Origin of the sequence: Kribbella catacumbae DSM 19601 (assembly GCF_000372465.1) — a bacterium.
GTDB classification, from domain to species: Bacteria; Actinomycetota; Actinomycetes; order Propionibacteriales; family Kribbellaceae; genus Kribbella; species Kribbella catacumbae.
The window spans coordinates 97,582-117,635 of the sequence record NZ_AQUZ01000018.1 but is presented as its reverse complement, the minus strand read 5'-3'; the positions used below and the strand labels follow the sequence as shown (position 1 = coordinate 117,635).

Sequence of the window (20,054 nt, the reverse complement as noted above, 5' to 3'; positions counted from 1 at the left end):
GACCATCGACAGGTACTCGAAATCGTCGCCCCGATGACGCCACAAACCGCTGGGACGGTCCACAGACTCACCTGCCGGCTCGAAAACCCTGACGAGGTACTCGTAATCGTTGTCGGTAGTCATGCGGTGTACCCCTTCAGATGGTTGAGCTCGTCGGTGTCAGCGGTCATGGGTGAAGCCCTTTAGTTGGGCGAATTCGGGGATGGCGCCGGCGGGGCGGGATTCGACTTGGAAGGGTGGGTCGCTGCGCCAGAAGAGCCAGGCGTGGAACGGGGGGAGCATCTGGATGGCGTTGACGGGGAGGGCAGGGCGGTAGATGGTGCCGATGGTGGTGTTCTGGCTGGTGATCGCGCCGCCCACACCGACGCCGCCGGTCGTTTGCGGGACGCCCTGGGGGCCCAGCTGGGTGCTGGTGTTGGACTGACGTTCTTCGCCGGCCCAGGAGGAGATGTTGTGCAGGTCCTCGCCGTTGGACATGCCGCCGAAGATCAGCTTGGCGGTGGTCGCGGCGAGGATCGCGGCCTGCTGTTCGATGCCGTAGCGATTCCGCAGCTGGGCAAGGCTTTGGGTGGCCCAGAGGGTGATGATGCCGCGGCCGCCGCCTTCGCTGACCAGCGACGGCAGGCTTTGCAACGGTGCGATGTTGGCGATCTCGTCGAGCGCCAGCAGCAGCGGCGGATCCAGGCGACCGCCGCGGGCGGCGGCCAGCTCCGAGGCGCGCTGGGCGATGCTGTCGACCAGGCCGGCCATCAGCGGCGCGATCGCCTGCTGCTGGTGGGACGGGCCGATGATGAACAGCGACGACCTGCTTTCCAGGAACTGGTCGATGTCCAGATCGTTCGTAGAGCATGACGCCAGTACGGTCGGCTCCGAGGTCGCCTCGAGCGTATTGCGGGCGACGGAGTAGAAGCTGCCGCGTTCGCGATCGCCGAGCAGTTTCACCGCATCCAGGTCGTCGGCCCACATCGCGCCAGGGCTCGAGGAGAGGCGCAGGATGGCCGTGGGATCACGGGTCTCCTGGGCCGTGAGCCAGCGCCGTACGACGGAGATCGGCAGACCCTCCAGCGCCGCGGCATGGAAGTACGCGCGCAGGATCGCCGCGGCACCGCCTCGCCAGTGGTCGCCGTCCGAAACGCCTTGGCCCGCGACCGCGGTCATCGCCGCGACGCGGCGGTAGCAGACCGACGGATTCTCGCAGTCGGCCAGCGGCGACCACCGCATCGACAGCGAGGGGAACTCGCTGCCGAAAGGGTCGTACACCCGCACCGATCCGCCGTACGGCGCGGCCAGCGCCCGCCGGCGGTCTCCGGTGAACCCGAGGATGTCGCCGCGGGTCGACGTGCAGACGACGGGACCTTCCCACCACATCACGGACGGGATGATCAGTCCGGAGGTCTTGCCGTAGCGCGGCGGACCGACGATGCCGACGGAGTCCTCGGGGGCGCTCCAGCATCGCTTGTAGCCACCTCGGGCATCCCAGCCGAGGAACACCTGCCGGCGTGGCTCGAGCCCGAACGGCGGGATGGGCGGCCAGGTCGCGTTCATCAGTCCCTCGCGAGCGACCCGGTGATAATCACCGGGGTCGGGATGTCGGGGTTCTCGGCGTCCGGCAACGGATAGTCGACGCCTGGCTCCTCGACGCGTTCCAGCCGGAGCTCGGGCGCCGGGTGGGTGGCGAGGATCGACATGTCCCACCCGTTGCGGGCGCCGTCGAAGCTGTCCCGGAACCGGGCGAGCACGGTACGCAGGCCGTCCCGGTACCCGGCGTACACCGCACCCTGGTCGGCGCGGTACTCCGCGGCCCGGATACCCGCCGACTGCAGCGGCATCACGACGTACCGGATGCTGACCATGATCGGCCAGAAGGCCAGCCAGAGGGCGAAGGCGATGGTCCCGCGGGTGATCTGCAGCAGGAAGGCGCAGACGCTGTAGGCGAGGTACAGCGGGAGAGCGACGCCGCGGATGAAGTAGTTCGAGACGCAGTCCGCGTTGCGCCAGTGGGTCAGCTCGTGGCAGATGACCCCGGCCAGCGGTTCGGTCTCGTACTCGAAGGCGTCCATGAAGCCTCGGTAGATGATGATGTGCCGGCTGTACGCCATGGCGTTCGGCGTCCGGTCGTCCGAGATCAGCAGCTTCGGCGTGGAGGTCAGGCCCAGACGGCGGGCGCAGTCCGCCACGATCGGTTCGATCAAAGCGCGTTCCCGGCGGCTGGGCTCCCGGGCGCCTTCGAAGACCCGGATGTGCCAGCCCTCGGTGGCGATGCCGTAGATCGTGTAGAGGAAACCGCACAGGGCGGCGACCAGGAACTGGGCGAGGAAGCGGCCGAGCCCTTCGACCGGGCTCGCGGCGGCCAGCATGAACCAGGGGAGCAGCAGACCCAGCACGAAGCCACCGATCGCACCGGCCGCGATCCCCAGCAGCATGCCGACGATGCCGCCACCCTGGAGGAGCGCGCTGCCCAGCACGCTCTCGAGGAGCGGAATGTTCTGCGCCCAGGAGCTGGCTTGGTCCTGGCCGGTGAACGCACCGCCGACATACCCGCCGATGCCGCCGAGCACCATGCCCAGACCGCCCAGGAGGACGGCGATCGGCAGATTGAACCAGCTCGCGAGCAGAGCGCCGATCAGGCCGCGCGGATTGCGCAGCATGCCGGTGACCAGCCAGACGAAGACGGACTGATAGCCGGGCGGCCGGGTGAAGACCTTCCGGAGCTTCGTCCCGACGGAGGTCCGCGGCGCCGGACCGGCGACCTGCGCCGAGACAACGGGCGGCGACCACGATTCCGGCGAGCTGGTCGGCGGACCGGCGGTCTCCAGGAACGGCGCCTGCACCGGCGTCTGCTGCACCGGCTGGTGCTGGTGCTGCTGTACTGGTTGGTGCTGTGGCTGCGCGGAGCCGGCACCGCAGTGCGGGCAGCTCTGGCTGGCCGGGTCGCGCTGATTCCCGCAGCGGACGCAGATCCCCACTTGTTCCTCCCGAGAGTCGACCGTCCGAGGTTAGTGGTCGGAGCAGGTGACGGGAGGGCGATTATCGCGATCTGTGGATAAGTTGCCACTTGCTGCAATCAGCAAGTGGCAACTCCTCTTGACAGGAGGTCAGGCGGCGTCGAGTGTCGCGACCTGGTCGGGGGTGAGGGTGAGGTCGACCGCGGAGTACGAGTCGCGGATGGTTTCGGGGCGGCTGGAGCCGGGGATCGGGATGACGACCGGGGACTTGGCGAGCATCCAGGCGAGGGTGAGCTTTTGGGGGCTGACGCCCAGTTCCGCGGCGAGGGTGTGGAAGGCGGGGTGCTTGTTGCCGAGGTCCGAGGCGCCGGAGATGCCGCCGAGTGGGGACCAGGGCAGGAAGGCGATGCCGAGTTCGTCGCAGAGGTCGAGTTCCGGCTCGCTGGAGCGGAAGGCCGGGGAGAACTGGTTCTGGACCGAGACGAGCCGGCCGCCGAGAATCTCGTTGGCCTGCCGGATCTGGGCCGGGTTCGCGTTGGAGATACCGGCCATCCGGATCTTGCCCGCGTCGAGCAGATCGCGGATCGCGCCGATCGACTCCTCGTACTGCGTCCTGGGGTCCGGCCGGTGGAACTGGTAGAGCCCGATCGCGTCGACCCCGAGCCGCTTGAGCGACTCCTCGGCGGCCTGCTTCAGGTGTTTCGGCGAACCGTCCAGGGTCCACGCGCCGCCACCCGGGCGAAGGTGCCCGCCCTTGGTCGCGACGAGTACGCCGGACGTGTCACCGCCGTACGAGTTGAGCGCCTTGGCGATGAGCGTCTCGTTGTGGCCGACGTCGGACTGGTCAAGGTGATAAGCGTCGGCGGTGTCGATCAGCGTGATGCCGGCGTCGAGCGCGGCATGAATGGTCGCCACCGAACGGCTCTCGTCGTCGGGTCGCCCTTCGATCGACATCGGCATCGCGCCGAGCCCGATCGCGCTGACCTGTACGTCGCCGATGCCGCGGGTGCTGGGGGTATCAGAAGCCATACCCCCAACCTGCCGCGACTCGACTCAGTTTTCCAACAGTAAAAACCACTGAGAGCCGGCACTGCGGCTGCTGAATGTGTCGCCTTCTAGTCAAGGGGTTACTTTCTGGAGAGTCATTACGTAAGAATGTGGCGGAAGGTTTCCCAGCGAACGGAGTCCGCCCAATGACGTCGTCTCCACCGCCTGGCCTCGACCGGCGGCGATTCCTCCAACTGACCGGTCTGTCGGCGGCCACTGTCGCTCTCGGCGTCTCCGCGCCTGCGGATGCCGCGGCGGTCGCGGGCGCGGTCGACGTACCGGCCGGGGCTTTCGGGTTGGGGGTGGCCTCTGGCGAGCCGAGTGCGGACGGGTTCGTGCTGTGGACGCGCCTTGCGCCGCAGCCGCTCGCTGCGGACGGCCATGGCGGGATGCCGCGCGAGGACGTGGTGGTCAGCTACGAGGTGGCTGAGGACCGGGCGTTCGCCACCGTAGTGAAGACCGGTACCGCGATCGCGTCACCGGCGCTGGCGCACTCGGTCCATCCCGAGGTGCGGGGGCTGCAGCCGGGGCGGGAGTACTTCTACCGTTTCCGCGCGGGCGATCAGGTCAGTCCCGTCGGGCGGACCAAGACGTTTCCGGCGGCTGGGCAGCCGGCTGCTCGCTTCACCTTCGCGATGGCGTCCTGTCAGGCCTGGTACCACGGGTACTTCACGGCGTACCGGGATCTGGCGCAGCGCGCGGTCGACGCGGTGTTCTTCCTCGGTGACTACATCTACGAGTACGGGATAGTTGCTGGCGGCAACCTATGGCGCCAGGGTGTGTCGGTCGGCGTCGAGCACGGAGTCGAGATCGAGACGCTGGAGCAGTACCGGTTGCGCTACAGCCTCTTCAAGTCCGACCCGGATCTGCAGGCCGCGCACGCCTCGGCGCCCTGGCTGATGGTCTGGGACGATCACGAAGTACAGAACAACTACGGGTCGGACAACTCGCTCTACGGCATCCCGCCGAAGCTGTTCGTGCATCGTCGAGCGGTCGCCTATCGCGCCTTCTACGAGAACCTGCCACTGTCGCTGGACAGCCTGCCGCAAGGCCCCGACAGCTTGGTCTACCGGCGATTCGACGTCGGCACCCTCGCCCGGCTGAACCTGCTCGACACCCGCCAGTACCGCGATCCGTTGCCGGTCGACGAGGCTGACCGCCTTTCTGAGTCGCGCACGATCATGGGACAGGCGCAAGAGGAGTGGCTGTACGGCGGAATGACGGGCTCGCCGGCCGCCTGGAACATCATCGCGAACGGCGTCGTGATCACGGCGGTCACCGACGGCCGGGTCGAGCAGTGGGACGGCTATCCCGCCAACCGGCGCCGGCTGCTCGCGGCGATGGAGCAGACCAGCAATCCGGTCGCCCTGACCGGCGACATCCATCACCACGTCGCGGCCGAACTCAAGGCCGACTTCACCAACCCCTCATCCAAGACGGTCGGGGTCGAACTCATCTGTACGTCGATCGGCTCCGACGGGGACGGTGCGGATACCGACGCCTACGCGAAGGACTGGCTCCAACATCCCTACGTGAAGCTCTACAGCGGGCGCCGCGGGTACGTCCACACGACGTTGACACCGACCGAGATGACCTCGGAGTTCGTCACCTTCCCCTACATCGAGGCCGACGCCGGCGCCCAGCCGAAGGTCCTCGCCAGATTCCGTACCCCGGCCGGCTCACCACGACTGGAGGCGCTGTGATGGCCCCGCCCACGATCACCGGACTGCGCGGTACCGGTCAGCTCTCCACCGTCACGCTCGACTGGACTCCGGTGCCCTGGGCAACGGTCGTCGATCACTACGCCGTGTACGTCGCCTCCGGATCGACCTGGACGCTGGCAGGCAAGACGGTCTATCCACGGTTCGTCCATCGCAAGCTCGGCTTCACGGCGGTCACCCGCTCGTACCGCGTGGTCGCGGTGGATGCCGCCGGCAACAGCTCCGCTCCATCGAGGACCGTTGCCGTTGCCAACAAAACCTCGGTCACCGTCTCCGGGCGGCCGATCGCCCGGGTCGGGTACTACGACGGCAAGGGCGAGTTCGCGCTGACGCCGAATCGCAGCGCCGACTATCTTGCGACGTTCCCGAACGACGTCGACTACACCTATGGGGTCTCCGTCCGTGATCGGGACTGGTGCTACTTGCAGCCAGGTCCGTCGGACAAGTGGGCAGGCTCGAAGAACCACCGGGTCCGCTTCCGCTTCAACCTGGCCGCGCGGCCGACCACCGACCTCGACCTCGCCCTCTGGCTGATCGACAGCCATGCCTCCCTGGCCGGCTCCGCGCTGCTTTCGGTCAACGGCACCCAGCTCGAACGCATTGCCTTCGCCAACGGCGCCACCAAAGGCTCCACCTTGAACGACAGCACGCTGCCGGGTTCCCCGCTCAAGCCGTCGTACATCGAACGTCCGCTGCCCCGGCGCCTCTTCAAAGTCGGCCAGAACTTCGTAGACCTCTACAAGGACACCGGGTCCTGGATAGCGTTCGATGCCTTCGGCATCTACGCCCGCTCCTGATTCAGGCGGAGTGGACGTGCGGGTCGCGGTCTTCGAGGACGTAGCTGGCTCGGGTGGTGATGGGAGCGTCGGGCTGGGTGACGTAGGGGAGCACCCGGAAGTCGGAGCGCCACTGGTGCTGGTTGGCGGTGACGCGGACGTAGCCTCGTTGGGAGTTGAAGAACTTGAGGTGGGGGTTCGCGGCGAGGAACTGCTGGCCCTGCGGGGTGGTGTCGGCGCCGTCGCCGCCGCTGGTGATCGACGTACCGACGAACTCCGTGCCGACCGTGCGGGAGTCGGGGTCGGCGAAGTCGCGCTTCAGTTCCAGGGCGTAGTTCTGGTGCCGGTCGCCGGTGATCACCACCAGGTTCCGTACGCCGCTGTCCTGCGCGGCCGCGAGCACTTTGTTGCGCTCGGCAACATAGCCGTCCCACGGGTCGAGCCAGACGTGGGTCTCCGGGCCGGGGGTCCAGTCGGTCTGGCCCATCGGGGCCTGGTTGCCGAGCACCTGCCAGCGGGCGCGCGACGTACGGAACCCGTCGAGCAGCCACTTGCGCTGCTTGCCGCCGAGCATCGTGTTGTCCGGGTCGAACCGGTCGTCGCAGGTCGACGAGGCGCCGTCGCCGCACGGCTGGTCCGACCGGTACTGGCGGGTGTCCAGAATGGTGAAGTCGGCGAGCCGCCCGTACGGGAGCCGTCGGTGGAACCGGCCGTCGGGACCTGACGGCAGCTGCTCATGCCGTAGCGGCAGGTTCTCGTACATCGCCTGGAACGCCTGCGCCCGGCGGGCCCGGAACACCGCCGGATCCTGGTCCGGCTCGGTGTCGGCCTGCGAGAGGTCGCCGGCCCAGTTGTTCTCCACCTCGTGGTCGTCGAAGGTGTGGATCCACGGATGCGCGGCGTGCGCGGCCTGCAGCGGCGCCTCGGTCTTGTAGAGCGAGTACTGCAGCCGGTACCGCGCCAGGTCGAACGTCTCGGTGTGGAACCGCGGATCCGTCACGACACCGCGCTTGTTCGTCTTCACCCCGGACTCGTAGAGATAGTCGCCCAGGTGCACGACCAGGTCGAGGTCTTCGGCCGCCATGTGCTCGTACGCCGTGAAGTACCCGTCCTGCCAAGCGTTGCAGGAGGCGAACGCGAACCGCAGTTCACGCGGCGAGCTGAACGGATGCGGCGTGGTCCGGGTCCGGCCGACCGTCGAGACCTCGCCGCCGGTACGGAAGCGGTAGTAGTACTCGTGGTCGGGCAGCAACCCGCGGACCTCGGGGTGGACCGAATGCCCGAGTTCAGGCGTCGCGATCACGCTGGACCGGCGTACGATGTGGCGGAAGTGTTCGTCGCGGGCGACCTCGTACTCCACCCGGACCGGCTTGGCCGGCATTCCGCCGCGGCCGTCGACGACGTACGGGTCGAGGGCGAGGCGGGTCCAGAGCACGACACTCTCGTACTGCGGATCGCCGGACGCGACGCCGAGGGTGAACGGGTTGCCGGTGCCGGCCGGGGCGGCGTACGTGGTCGAGGCGTCCCAGGCGCCGGTGCCGAGGAGGACCGCGGCGGTGCCCGCGCCTCCGAGCCCGATGAAGCGACGACGTGAAACAGCCATGGGGTTCCTCCGTGAGCGGGCCGGTCGGTGGAAAGCGTTCTCAGCCTTCAAGCGCCAGGTGAACAGCGCGGTAAACGAGTTCCTCCGGAGGGTGAATCTCGGTCAATGGGTGACTTGGCAGGATGGGGCGCATGCAGACTGATGAGCGGATCCGCCGCGCCCGGCCGGACGACGTACCGGCGATCGTCGACCTCGTGCACGCCCTCGCGGAGTACGAGCGGGCACCTCTTGAATGCCGCCTGACGGCCGGCCAACTCCAGACAGCACTCTTCGGTACTGCGCCCGCCGTGTTCTGCCACGTCGCGGAGACCGGCGGCGAGGTGGTCGGCTGCGCGATCTGGTTCCTCAACTTCTCCACCTGGCGCGGCGTCCACGGCATCTACCTGGAAGACCTCTTCATCCACCCCACTCAACGCGGCTCCGGCCTCGGCAAAGCCCTCCTGACCGCCCTCGCCCAGGAATGCGTCCGCAACAACTACGAACGCCTCGAGTGGTCAGTCCTCGACTGGAACACCCCCGCCATCGACTTCTACAAGTCCCTGGCCGCCCACCCCCAAAACGAATGGACCACCTACCGCCTAACCGACAAACCCCTCACCGAACTGGGCTCGTGACCCGCTGAGTGAGAATGGGTGGGTGGAACTGAAACCCCTGTTGATCACCCGGCTCTGTAATGCGTCTGTTTGGCCGATTTTGGCGGGGGTCATCGTGATCGCCTTGCGCGGCGACCTGCCGGTCGTGGCTGTGGTCGGGGGTGCGCTGGTGTGCCTCGTGGCCGCGGTCTATCTGGGGTTCCTCGGGTGGCGGCTGGGGGTCGTCTGTGATGCGGGCGGGATCGACGTGCACGGATTGTTCCGCAGCCGGCGGATCGCGAAGGAGGAGATCGTCGCGATCACGAACTTCCCCGCCGTTCGGTGGAAGACCAGGGCCGGGAAGGCGCGCTGGACGCCGATCTTCGCGTTCGCCAACCTGGGCCGGGTGTTACCCCTGGTCGAGCGGCACAACGAGGCCGCCATCTCGATTCTCAAGGACTGGTTCGAGGACCCCAAGCCGCAGGCGCCGAAGAAGAAGCAGCGTCAGCGTCGCACGCGATAGCCGGTACTGCGTCAGCGGTTGGCGCGGTAGCGGCGTTTGGCCTCGTACATCGCGTTGTCGGCGGTGCGTAGGAGCTCGTCGAGGTCGGCGGCGTACGGGCTGACCACCGCGGTGCCGATACTCGCCGTGACCCGTACGTCGATGCCCTCGAGCGGTTGCCGGATGGACTCGTCGATCCGGCGCATCAGAACGTCGAGGTCGTCGCCGTCGATGTCCTCGGCCAGGATCGCGAACTCGTCGCCACCCAGCCGCGCCACCGTGTCGCCGTGCCGGACCTCGGTCAGCAGCCGGTCGGCGATCTCGCGAAGCGCCCTGTCGCCTTCCTCGTGCCCGTACTGGTCGTTGACCTGCTTGAAATGGTTGAGATCGCAGAACAACAGAACCCCGCGCCGCCCGCTCTGCCGGGACCTCTGCAATGCGGCGTTGAACCGGTGCTGGAGCAGCCGCCGGTTCGGCAGCCCGGTGAGCGGATCGTGCGCCGCGTGGTGCCGCAGTTCGCGTTCCTCGTCCTTGCGGGCAGTCACATCGTCGATCTGGATCAGGATAATGCGCGGCAGATCCTTGCCCTGGTTGACGATCGCCGCCGTGCCACCCAGCCAGATGTCGTTGCCGTCGGTCCGCCGGAAGGTCCGCTCGAACCGGTACGGACCTCGCCCGGTGCTGAGCTGCTCGATCTCCTGCTTGGTCTGCCCGGCTGTCTCGTCACGCAGATAGTCGACGAAGACAGTGCCGACCAGCTGGGCCGGGGTGTAGCCGGTGATGTGGCAGAACGCATCGTTGACGCGCAGGATCCGGCCCGCCTCCGGGCCGTCGAAGGCGATCGTCGCCATCCCGTTGCCGGCGCCCTCGAAGACCAGCCGGAAGGTTGTCTCACTCGCCTCGAGCCGGGCTTTCTCGGCGAGCAGGGCGTCGGTCAGCCGGGCCTTGTCGATCGCCAGACCGGCCTGCGTCGCGAAGATCTCCAACAGCTCGCGGTGGATCTGTCCCGGCCGCCGCTGGTCCTCCGGCAGGTCGACCGACAGCATCCCGACCAGCTCGCCGTCGGGCGAGTGCAGCGGCGCGAACAACGCGTCCAGCGGATGCCAGGCGTCCGGAGCCGACGAGACCGGGATCTCCGGCACCCAGCCGACGATCTCGCCCTCGGGCAGCCGCTCGTGCGGGACGAACCGCAGCCCGCCCCATTTGTCCGCGATCGCGAACTCGGCGTCGAAGATGTCGGCGGCGCTGATCGTGCCGAGCAGCGCCTCCTTGGCCTCCGGCGAGCCGGCCACCGCGATCACCTCGAACTTGCCGTCGGCCTGCCGCAGATTCAGGACGGCGATGCCGAAACCGAGGCCGTCCACGACGCCGTCGACCACTGCCTGGAGGGTTTCGGACAGGCTTCGCCCAGCGCCCATCCGGGCGCTCACTTCGTACAGACGGCGTACTGCCGTCATCCGTACAGTGGGCTCTTTCTGCACGTGCGATCTCCGGCGTCACGGCGTCGGCGGCCTCACGGGACCCCGCCGTGGTGAGGGCCCCCTTACAGGGTGACAGACGATGCCCGCCGGACAACGCTCTCCGACACGCCGGGACCGGCCCGATCAATGCCGGACGGGAGCCGATCCCTCGCTGCCTGTGACGAGAATACGCCTGCTGGCACCGACCGTGAGATTTGTCAGTACTGGAGCTCCGCCAGCGACCGGTACGACGTCCGCGCCGACTCCCATTCGTCGGTGGGGGCGTCGTGCTCGACCAGCCACTGCCGGACCCCGCCCGACTCGGCTTCGGCGAAGATCGCCGCGAAGTCGAGTTTGCCGGTACCGACATCCGCGAACGACCCGTCCTCGGCCATGTCCTTGACGTGCAGCGCGGGGAACCGGCCCGGGTGGTTGCGGAAGTAGTCGGCCGGGTTGCGACCGCCGTCGACCACCCAGTACAGGTCGAGCTCGAAGCCGAGCAGCTCGGGCTCCACCTCGTCGAGCAGGATGTCGAACAGCACCTGCCCGTCGACCTCGGCGAAATCATGGCCGTGGTTGTGGAAGAGCAGCTTCAGCCCTTCCTTCTTCGCCAGTTGCCCAGCGGTGTTGAAGGCGGCAGCGGCCTCGCGGAACCCATCGGGCGTCCGCAGCTTGACAGGCAGCGACGGTACGGCGACCCACTGGCCGCCGAGGGTTTGGACGTCCGCGAGGGCGCCCTCCCAGTTGTCGGTCAGCCGGGGATAGCCGACGTGCTCCAGCACGATCTTGAGGCCCGCCGCATCGGCGTACGAGCGGATCTCCTCGGCGGTGTGCCCGTGCCGGCCGCTCACGCCGACGGTTCGGTAGCCGATCTCGGCCAGCCGCCGCAAGGTGCCGGGGTAGTCCTCGGCGAGCGCCTTGCGCATCGTGTAGAGGTGCATGCCGATGCCATCGGCGGGTATGGTCCGGTCGCTCATGGAGGGTCTCCTTCGAGATTTTGTCAGGCGACGTGTTCCAGATACCGCGCCAGGGCGAGGTCGAAAACCTCTTGTCCCGGTGCGTCCCACAGTTCCTGGTTGAAGATCTCGACCTCGACCGGGCCGTTGTACCCCGCGGCGTCACAGGCCTCGCGAAGGCGGCGCAGCTCGATCGAGCCGTCGCCAATCATGCCGCGGCCGAGCAGGTTGTCGGCCGGCACCGGCGTCACCCAGTCGCTCACCTGGTAGGAGCAGATCCGGTCGCCGGCCCGCTCGATCTGCCGGTAGACATCGGCGTCCCACCACAAGTGGTAGGCGTCGACGATGACTCCGACCTGTTCCACCGGGAACTGCTCGGCCAGGTCGAGCGCGCCGCTCAGCGACGAGACGACGCAGCGGTCGGAGCAGAACATCGGATGCAGCGGCTCGACCGCGAGCCGGACGCCCCGCTCACCGGCGTACGGCGCAAGCTCGGCGAGGCCGTCGCGGATCATCCCGCGGGCGCCGTCGATGTCGCGGGAGCCAGGTGGCAGGCCGCCGCTGACGAGCACCAGTACGTCGGTACCGAGGGTGGCGGCCTCGTCGATGGCGCGACGGTTGTCCTCGATCTTCGCCTGGCGCTCAGCGGCGTCGGTGGCGGTGAAGAATCCGCTTCTGCACAAGGAGGAAACCCGCAGTCCGGCATCGGCGACGAGTTTCGCCGACCGCTCGACGCCGTACTCCTGGATCGGTTCGCGCCACAGGCCGATCCAGGACAGTTCTGCTTTGGCGCTGGCGGCAACTACTTCCTCCAGCGACCAGTACTTGGTCGTTGCCTGGTTCAAGCTGTAGCGGTTCATGCGTCGACTCCGCCGACGATGAGCAGCTTGCGGAAGCGGTCGACGGCCAGCTCGGGTGACGTCAGTACTCCGGCCGCGTCGGCCAGGCGGAACGTGTCAGCCAGGTGTGGCAACGAGCGTCCGGTCTGCAGTCCGCCGACCATGCCGAAGCCGGGTTGGTGGCCGTTAAGCCAAGCCAGGAAGGCGATTCCGGTCTTGTAGTAGTAGGTCGGAGCCGAGAAGATCTGCCGCGCCAGCGGGACGGTCGGCGCGAAGATCTCGTCGTACTTCGTCAGCTCGCCGTCGTCGAGTGCCTTCAACGCGGCCGCGGCGGCTGGCGCGATCGCCGCGAAGATCCCGAGTAGCGCGTCGCTGTGGTGATCCTCGTCGCCGCGGATCAGCTCCGGGTAGTTGAAGTCGTCGCCGGTGTAGAGCCGGACGCCGGCCGGAAGACGCTTGCGGAGAGCAACTTCTTTGCTTGCATCGAGCAAGGACACCTTGATGCCGTCGACCTTGCTGGTGTTGTCGTTGATCAGCTCGACAACCACGTCGGCCGCGGCGTCGAGCGAGTCGCTGCCCCAGTAGCCGTCCAGCGCTGGGTCGAACATCGACCCGAGCCAGTGCAGGATGACTGGCCGCGACGACTGGCCGAGCAGCCGGTCGTACACCTTGCGGTAGTCATCAGGCGATCCAGCCGCCGCGCACAATGCCCGACTCGCCATCAGAATCGGCTGGGCGCCAACCTCCTCAGCCAGCGCCAACTGCTCCTCGTACGCCGCGATCACCGCGTCCAAGGGGTGCACGCCAGCGGGGAGCTGGTCAGTGCCAACGCCAACCGCAATGCGCTTCTCCGAGGCGCCTGAAGGGCGCGAGGTCGCGGGCGCGCCGCCGCCCGCTACTCCACCGATCGCCGAGGCGCTGCGAAGCGGCGCTTCGGCGGCTGAGCGGCGGATCAGTTCTTGGGTTGCGGGCCAGTCGAGGCCCATGCCGCGTTGGGCGGTGTCCATCGCCTCGGCGACCGACAAGCCCAGCGACCACAGGTGCCGCCGGAACTCCAGCGTGTGCTCCCAGTCGATCACCGCGGGCGCGCCCGGCGAGTTGTCGCCGAGCGGGTCCGGGACGACATGCGCCGCCGCGAAGGCGAGTCGGCTGGTCGCCGGCTGATAGGTGCCGTGAGCAACCGGCGTACCGGTCAGCTGGTAGCTCTCCAGTCCGCCGTCGCCGGTAGGCAGCCGCAGGGACAGGCTCATGCCCGCGCCTCGATGTCGAGCGCGGGGACCTCCAGCTTGCGTCCTTCGCGCCACGACTGCAGGCCGAGTTCCGCGAGCTGGACGCCCTTGGCGCCCTCGACGAAATCCCAGGTGAACGGAGCGTCGTCGACGACGTGCCGCAGGAACATCTCCCACTGCACCTTGAAGCCGTTGTCGAACACCTCGTTGTCCGGTACCTCGGCCCACTGGTCGCGGAACGAGTACGCGGCGGGGAGATCGGGGTTCCAGACCGGCTTCGGCGTCGCGGAGCGGTGCTGGGCGCGGCAGTTGCGCAGTCCGGCGACCGCGCTGCCCTCGGTGCCGTCGACCTGGAACTCGACCAGTTCGTCGCGGAACACCCGCGTGGTCCAGGACGAGTTCAGCTGGGCGATGATGCCGCCCTCCAGCTCGAAGACGCCGTACGCCGCGTCCTCGGCGGTGGCGGTGTAGGCCTGCCCCTGCTCGTCGTACCGGGTCGGGATGTGTGTGGCGCCCTGGCAGTAGACCGACTTCACCGGCGCGAAGATCTGGTCGAGCACGTACCGCCAGTGGCAGAACATGTCGACGACGATGCCGCCGCCCTCTTCGGTCTTGTAGTTCCAGGCCGGCCGCTGCGCTTCTTGCCAGTCACCCTCGAAGACCCAGTAGCCGAACTCGCCGCGCACCGACAGGATCTCGCCGAAGAAGCCGCCGTCGACGAGCCGCTTCAGCTTGCGCAGGCCGGGCAGCGACAGCTTGTCCTGGACGACGCCGTTCTTCAGGCCGGAGTCGCGGACCAGGCGGGCCAGGTCGACGGCCGCCTCCAGGCCCTCGGCGATCGGCTTCTCGCAGTAGATCGCCTTGCGGGCCTCGACCGCGGCGCGGACCCCCTTCTCCCGGAGCTGGGTGAGCTGGGAGTCGAAGTAGATCTCCACGTCCGGCTCGGCCAGGGCCTCGGAGAGGTCGGTGGTCCAGCGGCTCAGGCCGTAGGTGTCCGCGATGTTCTTCAGCTTGAGCTCGTTGCGCCCGACCAGGATCGGCTCGGGGATGATCATCGACCCGTCCGCGGCCGGGATGCCGCCTTGCTCGCGGATGGCCACGATGGAGCGCTCCAGGTGCTGGCGCAGGCCCATCCGGCCGGTGACGCCGTTCATCACGATGCCGACGCGTCGATCGTTCACTGTGCTACCTCTCTTCGGCGCAGCGGCTGCATGCTCGCCTCCCTCGTCGCCTGGGAAAGGGCTTTCCAAGGCTCGTGACCGCAACCATAGGTGGGTCGTCACGACGAGTCAACCTGATGGGAAAGCTGGCGGAAAGCGATTGCAGGCCGATTCCGGACACCGCGCCCTCCGGTGCGTGCGACCGAGCGGATGGGGTACGGCGAGGCGATCGGCGTTAGCGTCGTTTCAGGAGACGGAAGGAGCACGGTGGCCAAGCGCGGTGAGCAGGCAACCGACGGGGTCGAAAGCTCGGATGCGGAGCGGCGGAGGGGTGAACGTCGGCGGACGGATCGGCGGCAAGGGGATCGCCGGCAGGCGGAGCCGCAGCCGGGTGAGCAGTCGGTCGACGAGCTGTCCGCCGAGCTGCGGGCGGCCGAGGAGCAGGCCCGGGATGAGCAGCGCGAGCTCTATCGCACCCTCGACCTGGCCCTGCGGATCGGCGAGGTCGTGCTCTCCAGCGGCGCCGGTACTGCGGACGCGACGGCGACGATCCTCAGCGTGACCGCGGCCGCCGGACTGCGCGGCTGCGAGGTCGACATCACCTTCACCTCGATCGCGATCTCGTACCAGGCCGCGCCCGACGTCGCCCCCGAGACGCACATGCGGATCGTCCGGTACCGCGGCCAGGACTTCTCCCGCCTCACCGCCGTCGACCAACTGGTACGCCGATTCGCCCGCGCCGAACTCACCCGCGAGGAGGCCAGCCGCGAACTCGCCCGGATGGTGTCCGCGGGCCCGCCGTTCCCGCGCTGGAGTTCCGTGGTCGCGTGGGGCGTGATGGCCGGCGGCGCGACCCTGCTGCTCGGTGGTGGCTGGCTGATCACGCTCGTCGCCGTCGTCACCGCGGTCGTGATCGAGCTCAGCAACCGCTGGTTCCACCGCCAGCGACTGCCCGCGTTCTATCAGCAGGTGGCCGGCGCATTCGTCGCCACTGCCGTCGCCCTGATCCTGTACGCCGTCCACGCACCGGTGAAACCGTCCCTGGTAGTTGCCGCCGGCATCATCATGCTGCTGGCCGGGATCGCCCTCACCGGTGCCGTCCAGGACGCGATCACCGGGTACTACGTGACCGCGGCCGCTCGCAGTCTCGAGGCGATGCTGTTGACCGGTGGCATCATCGCCGGCGTCTCCCTCGGCATCAGTCTCGGCATCAAACTCGGCCTCCCGGTCGCGATCGAGGCGCAGACGATCCAGCTCGCCAACCTCCCGATCATGGTCGGCTCAGGCGCCCTGATGGCAGTCGCGTTCGCCTACGCGTCGTACGCGCCGCTGCGCTCGCTGCTGCCGATCGCGGTGGTCGGTGCGCTGGGGTCACTCGTCTTCACTTTGATGGCGCGAGCCGAGTTCGGCCCTGCTTGGTCGACGGCGGCAGCAGCCTTCGTGGTCGGCCTCGGCGGCTACTCACTCGGTCGTCGCGTAGGCGTACCACCACTGGTGGTAGTCGTCTCCGGCACCGTGCCGCTGCTGCCAGGATTGACCATCTACAAGGGTTTGTACGAACTCATGAGCCTCGGCAACCTGGTCGGCATCGTCTCCCTGGCCACCGCCGTCGCCATCGGAGTCGCCCTCGCCTCAGGTGTCATCCTCGGCGAGTACGTAGCCCAACCCATCCGCCGCGAAGCCCGCCGCCTAGAAGACCGCCTAGCCGGCCCCCGTCTCGTCGGCCCTCGCCGCCCCATCCGCCGCCGCACCGAGCGCTCCCACCGCTCCCGCCGAACCCGCCGCTCAGGCCCAGCCTCGTGACCCTGAGAGTCGGGATGCGCCCCGACTCGGGAACGCTCCTACACGGCGTGAAGGCTTTTGGCCGCTCCGTGACAACAATCCTTCACGCGGTGCGAAGGGCGGAACCGGCCGCGTCCTACTGGCGGGTAGATGGCATCGCCCCAACTTGTTGCGGAAGCTCGAACAACGTGGCGCAGCACAGTCCCTTGCCGCCCGAGGCGGATGGATCGGCGACCGTACCGACCTGCGCGAACGACGCGCCATCGTTGGTGCTCTCGTAGATCGCGCCGATCCCGTCAGCGTTGCCGACGAAGGTGACCACGCTGGCCAGCACCCGTCCGTTCGCGGCGCCGCTGTGCTGGAGCCTGACCGCCCGCGGATAAAGCCCTGTGTCATCGCGAAGTAGTTGCCCCGTCGCGGCTTCGGCGTACGACGTGTTGACGAGGCAACCGATCAACAAGGCGAGGGCCAGCCCGAGCCGGCGCATCAGCGGATCTCTTCGAGTACGACGTCGTCGAGCTGTAGCCAGACATCCTGACCGTGCCCGAAGAATCCGGCGTAGAGCTGGACGAGCGACTCACGCCCGCTGTCGAACTCCACCCTGACCTGCGTGTACTGCGGATGCGCGCCGCCGGCCTTCTCTGCAAGGGCTTTGCCGCGGAGCGAGCGGACGCCGAGCATCGTCTCGCTGTTGTTGTCCGCGGTCCGCATCCAGGCGGACAGTCGATAGCGGTGATAAGGGCGCACGGCAACGTTCTGCTGGACTTGATGCAAGCCGATCGAGTCGCGCAGCAAGGCGTTGTTCGCGCCGCTGTGACCGAGGTTGGCCTTGTCGATGCCGCCGCGCCCGTTGAGTTGCCACGGCGGTGACAGCGACGGCCCGGCCTGTCCTTCGAAGCCGGGATCGCTGACCAGGTTGGTCTTCGCACCGTCGTCGGTCAGCTTGGTGTGCATCAGGAACACGTTGTACGGATCCCACTGCGACATCGTGAAGTAGAGATCCTGGCCGGACGACCACGGATGCAGGTACGTCCCATAGAGCCCGGGGAAGTCGGTGCCTCGGACAACGATTTGCTCGCCCGACCAAGGACCGGTGAGGGACGCCGCAGAACGCAGTACGACGGAAGCGCGCTGCTCGTCGAGGTACATCATCAGCCACTTGCCGAGGTGCGCGTTCCATTGCACGGATACTTCGCTGATCGGCCCGATGGCGATCGGTACTGCGGCGCCGATGCGGCTCGACCAGGTCTTGCCGTCCCAGTAGCGCCAGGAGCTCTTGGACAGCACCTGGTTCTCCGGCACGCGGGCCAGCTGCGCGTTGCCGAACCGGCCGTTCGGCGTACCGATCATGTAGACGTAGCCGTCCCGGCGGACCAGCGCGGTCATCTGGAAGTTGTCGTCCCAGGCGGCGGTGTTCTTCCAGATCGCCTTCGGGTCCTTGGTCCAGGTCTCGCCGTTGTCGTCGGAGTACGCGAAGCCGGAGTGGTTGGTGAACCAGCTCCCGGCCGGACCCCAGTAGTTGACCGACATGTACTGCACGTACTGCCGCTTGCCGACCGAGATGCCCCCGGTCGGGATGACGGTGTGCTCGTCCCGGTCGATCTTCTTGCAGTCCAGGAACTGCTTGGCGTGGCCGGGGCGGTCTTCGGCCGCGCTGTCGAGCGTCATGCCGTCGGCGAGGTTGCGGTCCTTGCTGCGGAACAGCAGGTTGCAGCGCCAGTCGAGGGTCGCCGGGTCGCCGACGCCACCGCCCGGGCCGGTCCAGCCGCTGCCGTAGCTGTCACCGAACGCGGTCAGGATCTCGCCCGAGCCGTTGTCCCACAGGATGCCGAGATCGGTGGACTTGAGCTGGAAGCGCGCCTCGGTGTCGTTGATCGAACCGGGCCCGGTGAGCTTGGCGACCTGCTCGGCAGGCGAAGGAATCGCTGACGCTTGGGCGACCGGTGGCGGGTTGGCCGGCAACATCGCGGCTCCGAGCAGCAAGGGCAGGATCAGAACGAATCGCTTCTGCATGCGCATCTCCTAGGCCGGGACAGAGCGCGGGAAATCGATTTCTGAAACACCGTAGCCATCACCCGGACCGCGGTCAACGCCTTGCGTCCTCCGGCAAGACCGAGAGCTCAGGCATGGTGCAGGCCCGGGGCCTCAGGCGCGCAGCGACTGCTCGAGGGCGTCGGCGGTCTGAGCGGTGGCGTCTTCTTCCTGGAGCAGGACGGCCAGCTCGGCCGCGCGCTGACGGGGGCCGTCGGCAAGCATCGGTTCGAGCGCGGCGAACAAGGTGGGTTCGCTCAGGTCGGTGAAGCGGAGTGTGCTGCCGACGCCCATTCGCTGGAGCTGGGCGCCCCAGAACGGCTGGTCGGCGAAGACCGCGCAGACCACCGTCGGGACGCCGGCGCGCAACGAGGTGGCCGACGTACCGGCGCCGCCGTGGTGGACGGCCGCGAGGCAGCGGGGCAGCACGGTGTCGTGGTTGAGGTTTCCGACGACTCGGACCGCGCTGTTGTTCGCAGTACCGGCTTTGAGAGTGACGAGAGCGCGAACGCCGAGCGTGTCGGCGACCTTTTCGATCATGGCCAGCGCGGCGTCCGGTTCGAGGACGGGCATGCTGCCGAAGCCGAAGTACACGGGTGGGTCACCGGCATCGAGCCACGCATCCAGCTCGGGGTCGTCAACCTCGGCGAGCAACCGGCGCTGGTCGGCTGACGGCGTCAGGAATCCGGTCAACGGCCGGCGCACGTCCCAGTCGATCAGCTCCGGTACGACGTGCCGGCTGTAAGCCTGAAGCTCCAGCGCGCCGGATCGTTCGAGGCGGACGCCGGTCGTCTCCTCGGTCGGTGGCAGGCCGACGCGGGCGCGGAGTTTGTTGACGAACGGCTCGAAGACCGGCCAGTTGGCGCTGTCGACCTGGGCATAGGTCTCCAGGTTCAGCTCCGGCGAGAAGATGTCGGTCGAGACCAGCAGGTGCGGGAACGCGCTGTTGCTGCGGATCGGCGCGTGATAGACGGACGCGTACGGGATGCCCGCGGCCTCGGCGATCACGACGGCCTCGAGTTCGGTCGCAGTACCGGAGACGAGGACGTCCGCTTCGGAGGCCAGTTCGATCAGGTCTGCCTGCAACTGGTCCGCGGTCTGATGCTTGTAGTCGAGCAACCAGTGCACATAGGACTGGAAATCGCCTGCGGCCAGCCACTGCTGGCCCTGCTCCGACTCCAGGAAGTCCTTGGCGCTCACCCGCAGATCGACCGTACGCAGGCCGAGCGCCCGCCCGATCCAGACCAGATCGGAACACAACCCGAGCGTGACGTCGTGCCCGCGCGCAGCCAGTTCCGCGCCGAGCACGGCCATCGGCTGCGCGTCCCCCCGGCTGCCCATTCCCACCATGACTACTCGCATGCGCCCACCCCTGAGCCTCGGTACGCCGCAGTCCGGCGTACGAACCCCGATGCTAAGCGCCGGACCCCG

Annotated in this window: 17 protein-coding genes; 5 read left to right on the top strand and 12 right to left on the bottom strand. The window is 68.0% G+C overall.

Annotated features, from left to right (window positions below):
- Nucleotides 1-159: 159 nt before the first annotated feature.
- From A3ES_RS0120105 to A3ES_RS0120095, 3 genes are all read right to left on the bottom strand, one after another.
- Nucleotides 160-1,545, bottom strand: a complete 1,386-nt coding sequence (locus tag A3ES_RS0120105; RefSeq protein WP_020388641.1) for a type IV secretory system conjugative DNA transfer family protein — start codon at nt 1,543-1,545, stop codon at nt 160-162.
- Complete coding sequence (locus A3ES_RS0120100; RefSeq protein ID WP_020388640.1) at nt 1,545-2,966, bottom strand: M48 family metalloprotease; 1,422 nt, start codon at nt 2,964-2,966, stop codon at nt 1,545-1,547. Before A3ES_RS0120100 ends, A3ES_RS0120105 begins: the two co-directional genes overlap by 1 nt.
- Before the next feature lie 129 nt (nt 2,967-3,095).
- Nucleotides 3,096-3,974, bottom strand: coding sequence for an aldo/keto reductase (locus tag A3ES_RS0120095; RefSeq protein ID WP_020388639.1), 879 nt, complete (start codon nt 3,972-3,974; stop codon nt 3,096-3,098).
- 164 nt (nt 3,975-4,138) lie between these two features.
- On the opposite strand from A3ES_RS0120095, the gene A3ES_RS0120090 reads away from it, so the two are divergent.
- Both A3ES_RS0120090 and A3ES_RS0120085 read left to right on the top strand, forming a co-directional pair.
- Nucleotides 4,139-5,695, top strand: coding sequence for an alkaline phosphatase D family protein (locus A3ES_RS0120090; protein WP_020388638.1), 1,557 nt, complete (start codon nt 4,139-4,141; stop codon nt 5,693-5,695).
- Nucleotides 5,695-6,510, top strand: a complete 816-nt coding sequence (locus A3ES_RS0120085; protein WP_020388637.1) for a polysaccharide lyase family protein — start codon at nt 5,695-5,697, stop codon at nt 6,508-6,510. The genes A3ES_RS0120090 and A3ES_RS0120085 overlap by 1 nt, the downstream gene beginning before the upstream one ends.
- A 1-nt stretch (nt 6,511) precedes the next feature.
- Here A3ES_RS0120085 and A3ES_RS0120080 read toward each other — a convergent pair whose 3' ends face one another.
- Nucleotides 6,512-8,092, bottom strand: a complete 1,581-nt coding sequence (locus A3ES_RS0120080) for an alkaline phosphatase D family protein (RefSeq protein ID WP_020388636.1) — start codon at nt 8,090-8,092, stop codon at nt 6,512-6,514.
- 131 nt (nt 8,093-8,223) lie between these two features.
- Between A3ES_RS0120080 and A3ES_RS0120075 the strand changes: the two genes are divergently transcribed.
- Together A3ES_RS0120075 and A3ES_RS47715 are read left to right on the top strand one after the other, a co-directional pair.
- Nucleotides 8,224-8,706, top strand: a complete 483-nt coding sequence (locus A3ES_RS0120075) for a GNAT family N-acetyltransferase (protein ID WP_020388635.1) — start codon at nt 8,224-8,226, stop codon at nt 8,704-8,706.
- A 22-nt stretch (nt 8,707-8,728) separates the two neighbouring features.
- Nucleotides 8,729-9,187, top strand: coding sequence for a hypothetical protein (locus tag A3ES_RS47715; RefSeq protein WP_157630630.1), 459 nt, complete (start codon nt 8,729-8,731; stop codon nt 9,185-9,187).
- A gap of 11 nt (nt 9,188-9,198) precedes the next feature.
- On the opposite strand, the gene A3ES_RS0120065 is transcribed toward A3ES_RS47715, so the two are convergent.
- From A3ES_RS0120065 to A3ES_RS0120045, 5 genes are all read right to left on the bottom strand, one after another.
- Nucleotides 9,199-10,647, bottom strand: coding sequence for a diguanylate cyclase domain-containing protein (locus A3ES_RS0120065; protein ID WP_026163029.1), 1,449 nt, complete (start codon nt 10,645-10,647; stop codon nt 9,199-9,201).
- Between the two features lie 197 nt (nt 10,648-10,844).
- Nucleotides 10,845-11,603 carry a sugar phosphate isomerase/epimerase family protein gene (locus A3ES_RS0120060; protein ID WP_020388632.1) on the bottom strand — a complete coding sequence of 253 codons (759 nt, stop codon included), beginning with the start codon at nt 11,601-11,603 and terminating at the stop codon, nt 10,845-10,847.
- Nucleotides 11,604-11,626: 23 nt separating this feature from the next.
- Nucleotides 11,627-12,442, bottom strand: a complete 816-nt coding sequence (locus tag A3ES_RS0120055; protein WP_020388631.1) for a sugar phosphate isomerase/epimerase family protein — start codon at nt 12,440-12,442, stop codon at nt 11,627-11,629.
- Nucleotides 12,439-13,671 carry a dihydrodipicolinate synthase family protein gene (locus A3ES_RS0120050; protein ID WP_020388630.1) on the bottom strand — a complete coding sequence of 411 codons (1,233 nt, stop codon included), beginning with the start codon at nt 13,669-13,671 and terminating at the stop codon, nt 12,439-12,441. Before A3ES_RS0120050 ends, A3ES_RS0120055 begins: the two co-directional genes overlap by 4 nt.
- Nucleotides 13,668-14,831, bottom strand: a complete 1,164-nt coding sequence (locus A3ES_RS0120045) for a Gfo/Idh/MocA family protein (protein WP_020388629.1) — start codon at nt 14,829-14,831, stop codon at nt 13,668-13,670. The genes A3ES_RS0120050 and A3ES_RS0120045 overlap by 4 nt, the downstream gene beginning before the upstream one ends.
- A 246-nt stretch (nt 14,832-15,077) precedes the next feature.
- Between A3ES_RS0120045 and A3ES_RS0120040 the strand changes: the two genes are divergently transcribed.
- Nucleotides 15,078-16,613: a threonine/serine exporter family protein gene (locus tag A3ES_RS0120040; RefSeq protein WP_020388628.1), complete on the top strand. Its 1,536-nt coding sequence runs from the start codon at nt 15,078-15,080 to the stop codon at nt 16,611-16,613.
- A gap of 115 nt (nt 16,614-16,728) precedes the next feature.
- Here A3ES_RS0120040 and A3ES_RS0120035 read toward each other — a convergent pair whose 3' ends face one another.
- From A3ES_RS0120035 to A3ES_RS0120025, 3 genes are all read right to left on the bottom strand, one after another.
- Nucleotides 16,729-17,079: a hypothetical protein gene (locus A3ES_RS0120035; RefSeq protein ID WP_020388627.1), complete on the bottom strand. Its 351-nt coding sequence runs from the start codon at nt 17,077-17,079 to the stop codon at nt 16,729-16,731.
- Nucleotides 17,079-18,605, bottom strand: a complete 1,527-nt coding sequence (locus A3ES_RS0120030) for a DUF4185 domain-containing protein (protein ID WP_020388626.1) — start codon at nt 18,603-18,605, stop codon at nt 17,079-17,081. The genes A3ES_RS0120035 and A3ES_RS0120030 overlap by 1 nt, the downstream gene beginning before the upstream one ends.
- Before the next feature lie 132 nt (nt 18,606-18,737).
- On the bottom strand, nt 18,738-19,985 hold the full coding sequence (locus tag A3ES_RS0120025; RefSeq protein ID WP_026163028.1) for a glycosyltransferase: 1,248 nt from the start codon (nt 19,983-19,985) through the stop codon (nt 18,738-18,740).
- Nucleotides 19,986-20,054: the final 69 nt, after the last annotated feature.

What these genes read in the sequence shown, in the direction of transcription:
- A3ES_RS0120105 (WP_020388641.1), bottom strand. Translation starts at nt 1,545, where the DNA reads ATGAACGCGACCTGGCCGCCCATCCCGCCGTTCGGGCTCGAGCCACGC.
- A3ES_RS0120035 (WP_020388627.1), bottom strand. Translation starts at nt 17,079, where the DNA reads ATGCGCCGGCTCGGGCTGGCCCTCGCCTTGTTGATCGGTTGCCTCGTC.
- A3ES_RS0120050 (WP_020388630.1), bottom strand. Translation starts at nt 13,671, where the DNA reads ATGAGCCTGTCCCTGCGGCTGCCTACCGGCGACGGCGGACTGGAGAGC.
- A3ES_RS0120080 (WP_020388636.1), bottom strand. Translation starts at nt 8,092, where the DNA reads ATGGCTGTTTCACGTCGTCGCTTCATCGGGCTCGGAGGCGCGGGCACC.
- A3ES_RS0120025 (WP_026163028.1), bottom strand. Translation starts at nt 19,985, where the DNA reads ATGCGAGTAGTCATGGTGGGAATGGGCAGCCGGGGGGACGCGCAGCCG.
- A3ES_RS0120055 (WP_020388631.1), bottom strand. Translation starts at nt 12,442, where the DNA reads ATGAACCGCTACAGCTTGAACCAGGCAACGACCAAGTACTGGTCGCTG.
- A3ES_RS0120060 (WP_020388632.1), bottom strand. Translation starts at nt 11,603, where the DNA reads ATGAGCGACCGGACCATACCCGCCGATGGCATCGGCATGCACCTCTAC.
- A3ES_RS0120075 (WP_020388635.1), top strand. Translation starts at nt 8,224, where the DNA reads ATGCAGACTGATGAGCGGATCCGCCGCGCCCGGCCGGACGACGTACCG.
- A3ES_RS0120095 (WP_020388639.1), bottom strand. Translation starts at nt 3,974, where the DNA reads ATGGCTTCTGATACCCCCAGCACCCGCGGCATCGGCGACGTACAGGTC.
- A3ES_RS0120090 (WP_020388638.1), top strand. Translation starts at nt 4,139, where the DNA reads ATGACGTCGTCTCCACCGCCTGGCCTCGACCGGCGGCGATTCCTCCAA.
- A3ES_RS0120030 (WP_020388626.1), bottom strand. Translation starts at nt 18,605, where the DNA reads ATGCAGAAGCGATTCGTTCTGATCCTGCCCTTGCTGCTCGGAGCCGCG.
- A3ES_RS0120085 (WP_020388637.1), top strand. Translation starts at nt 5,695, where the DNA reads ATGGCCCCGCCCACGATCACCGGACTGCGCGGTACCGGTCAGCTCTCC.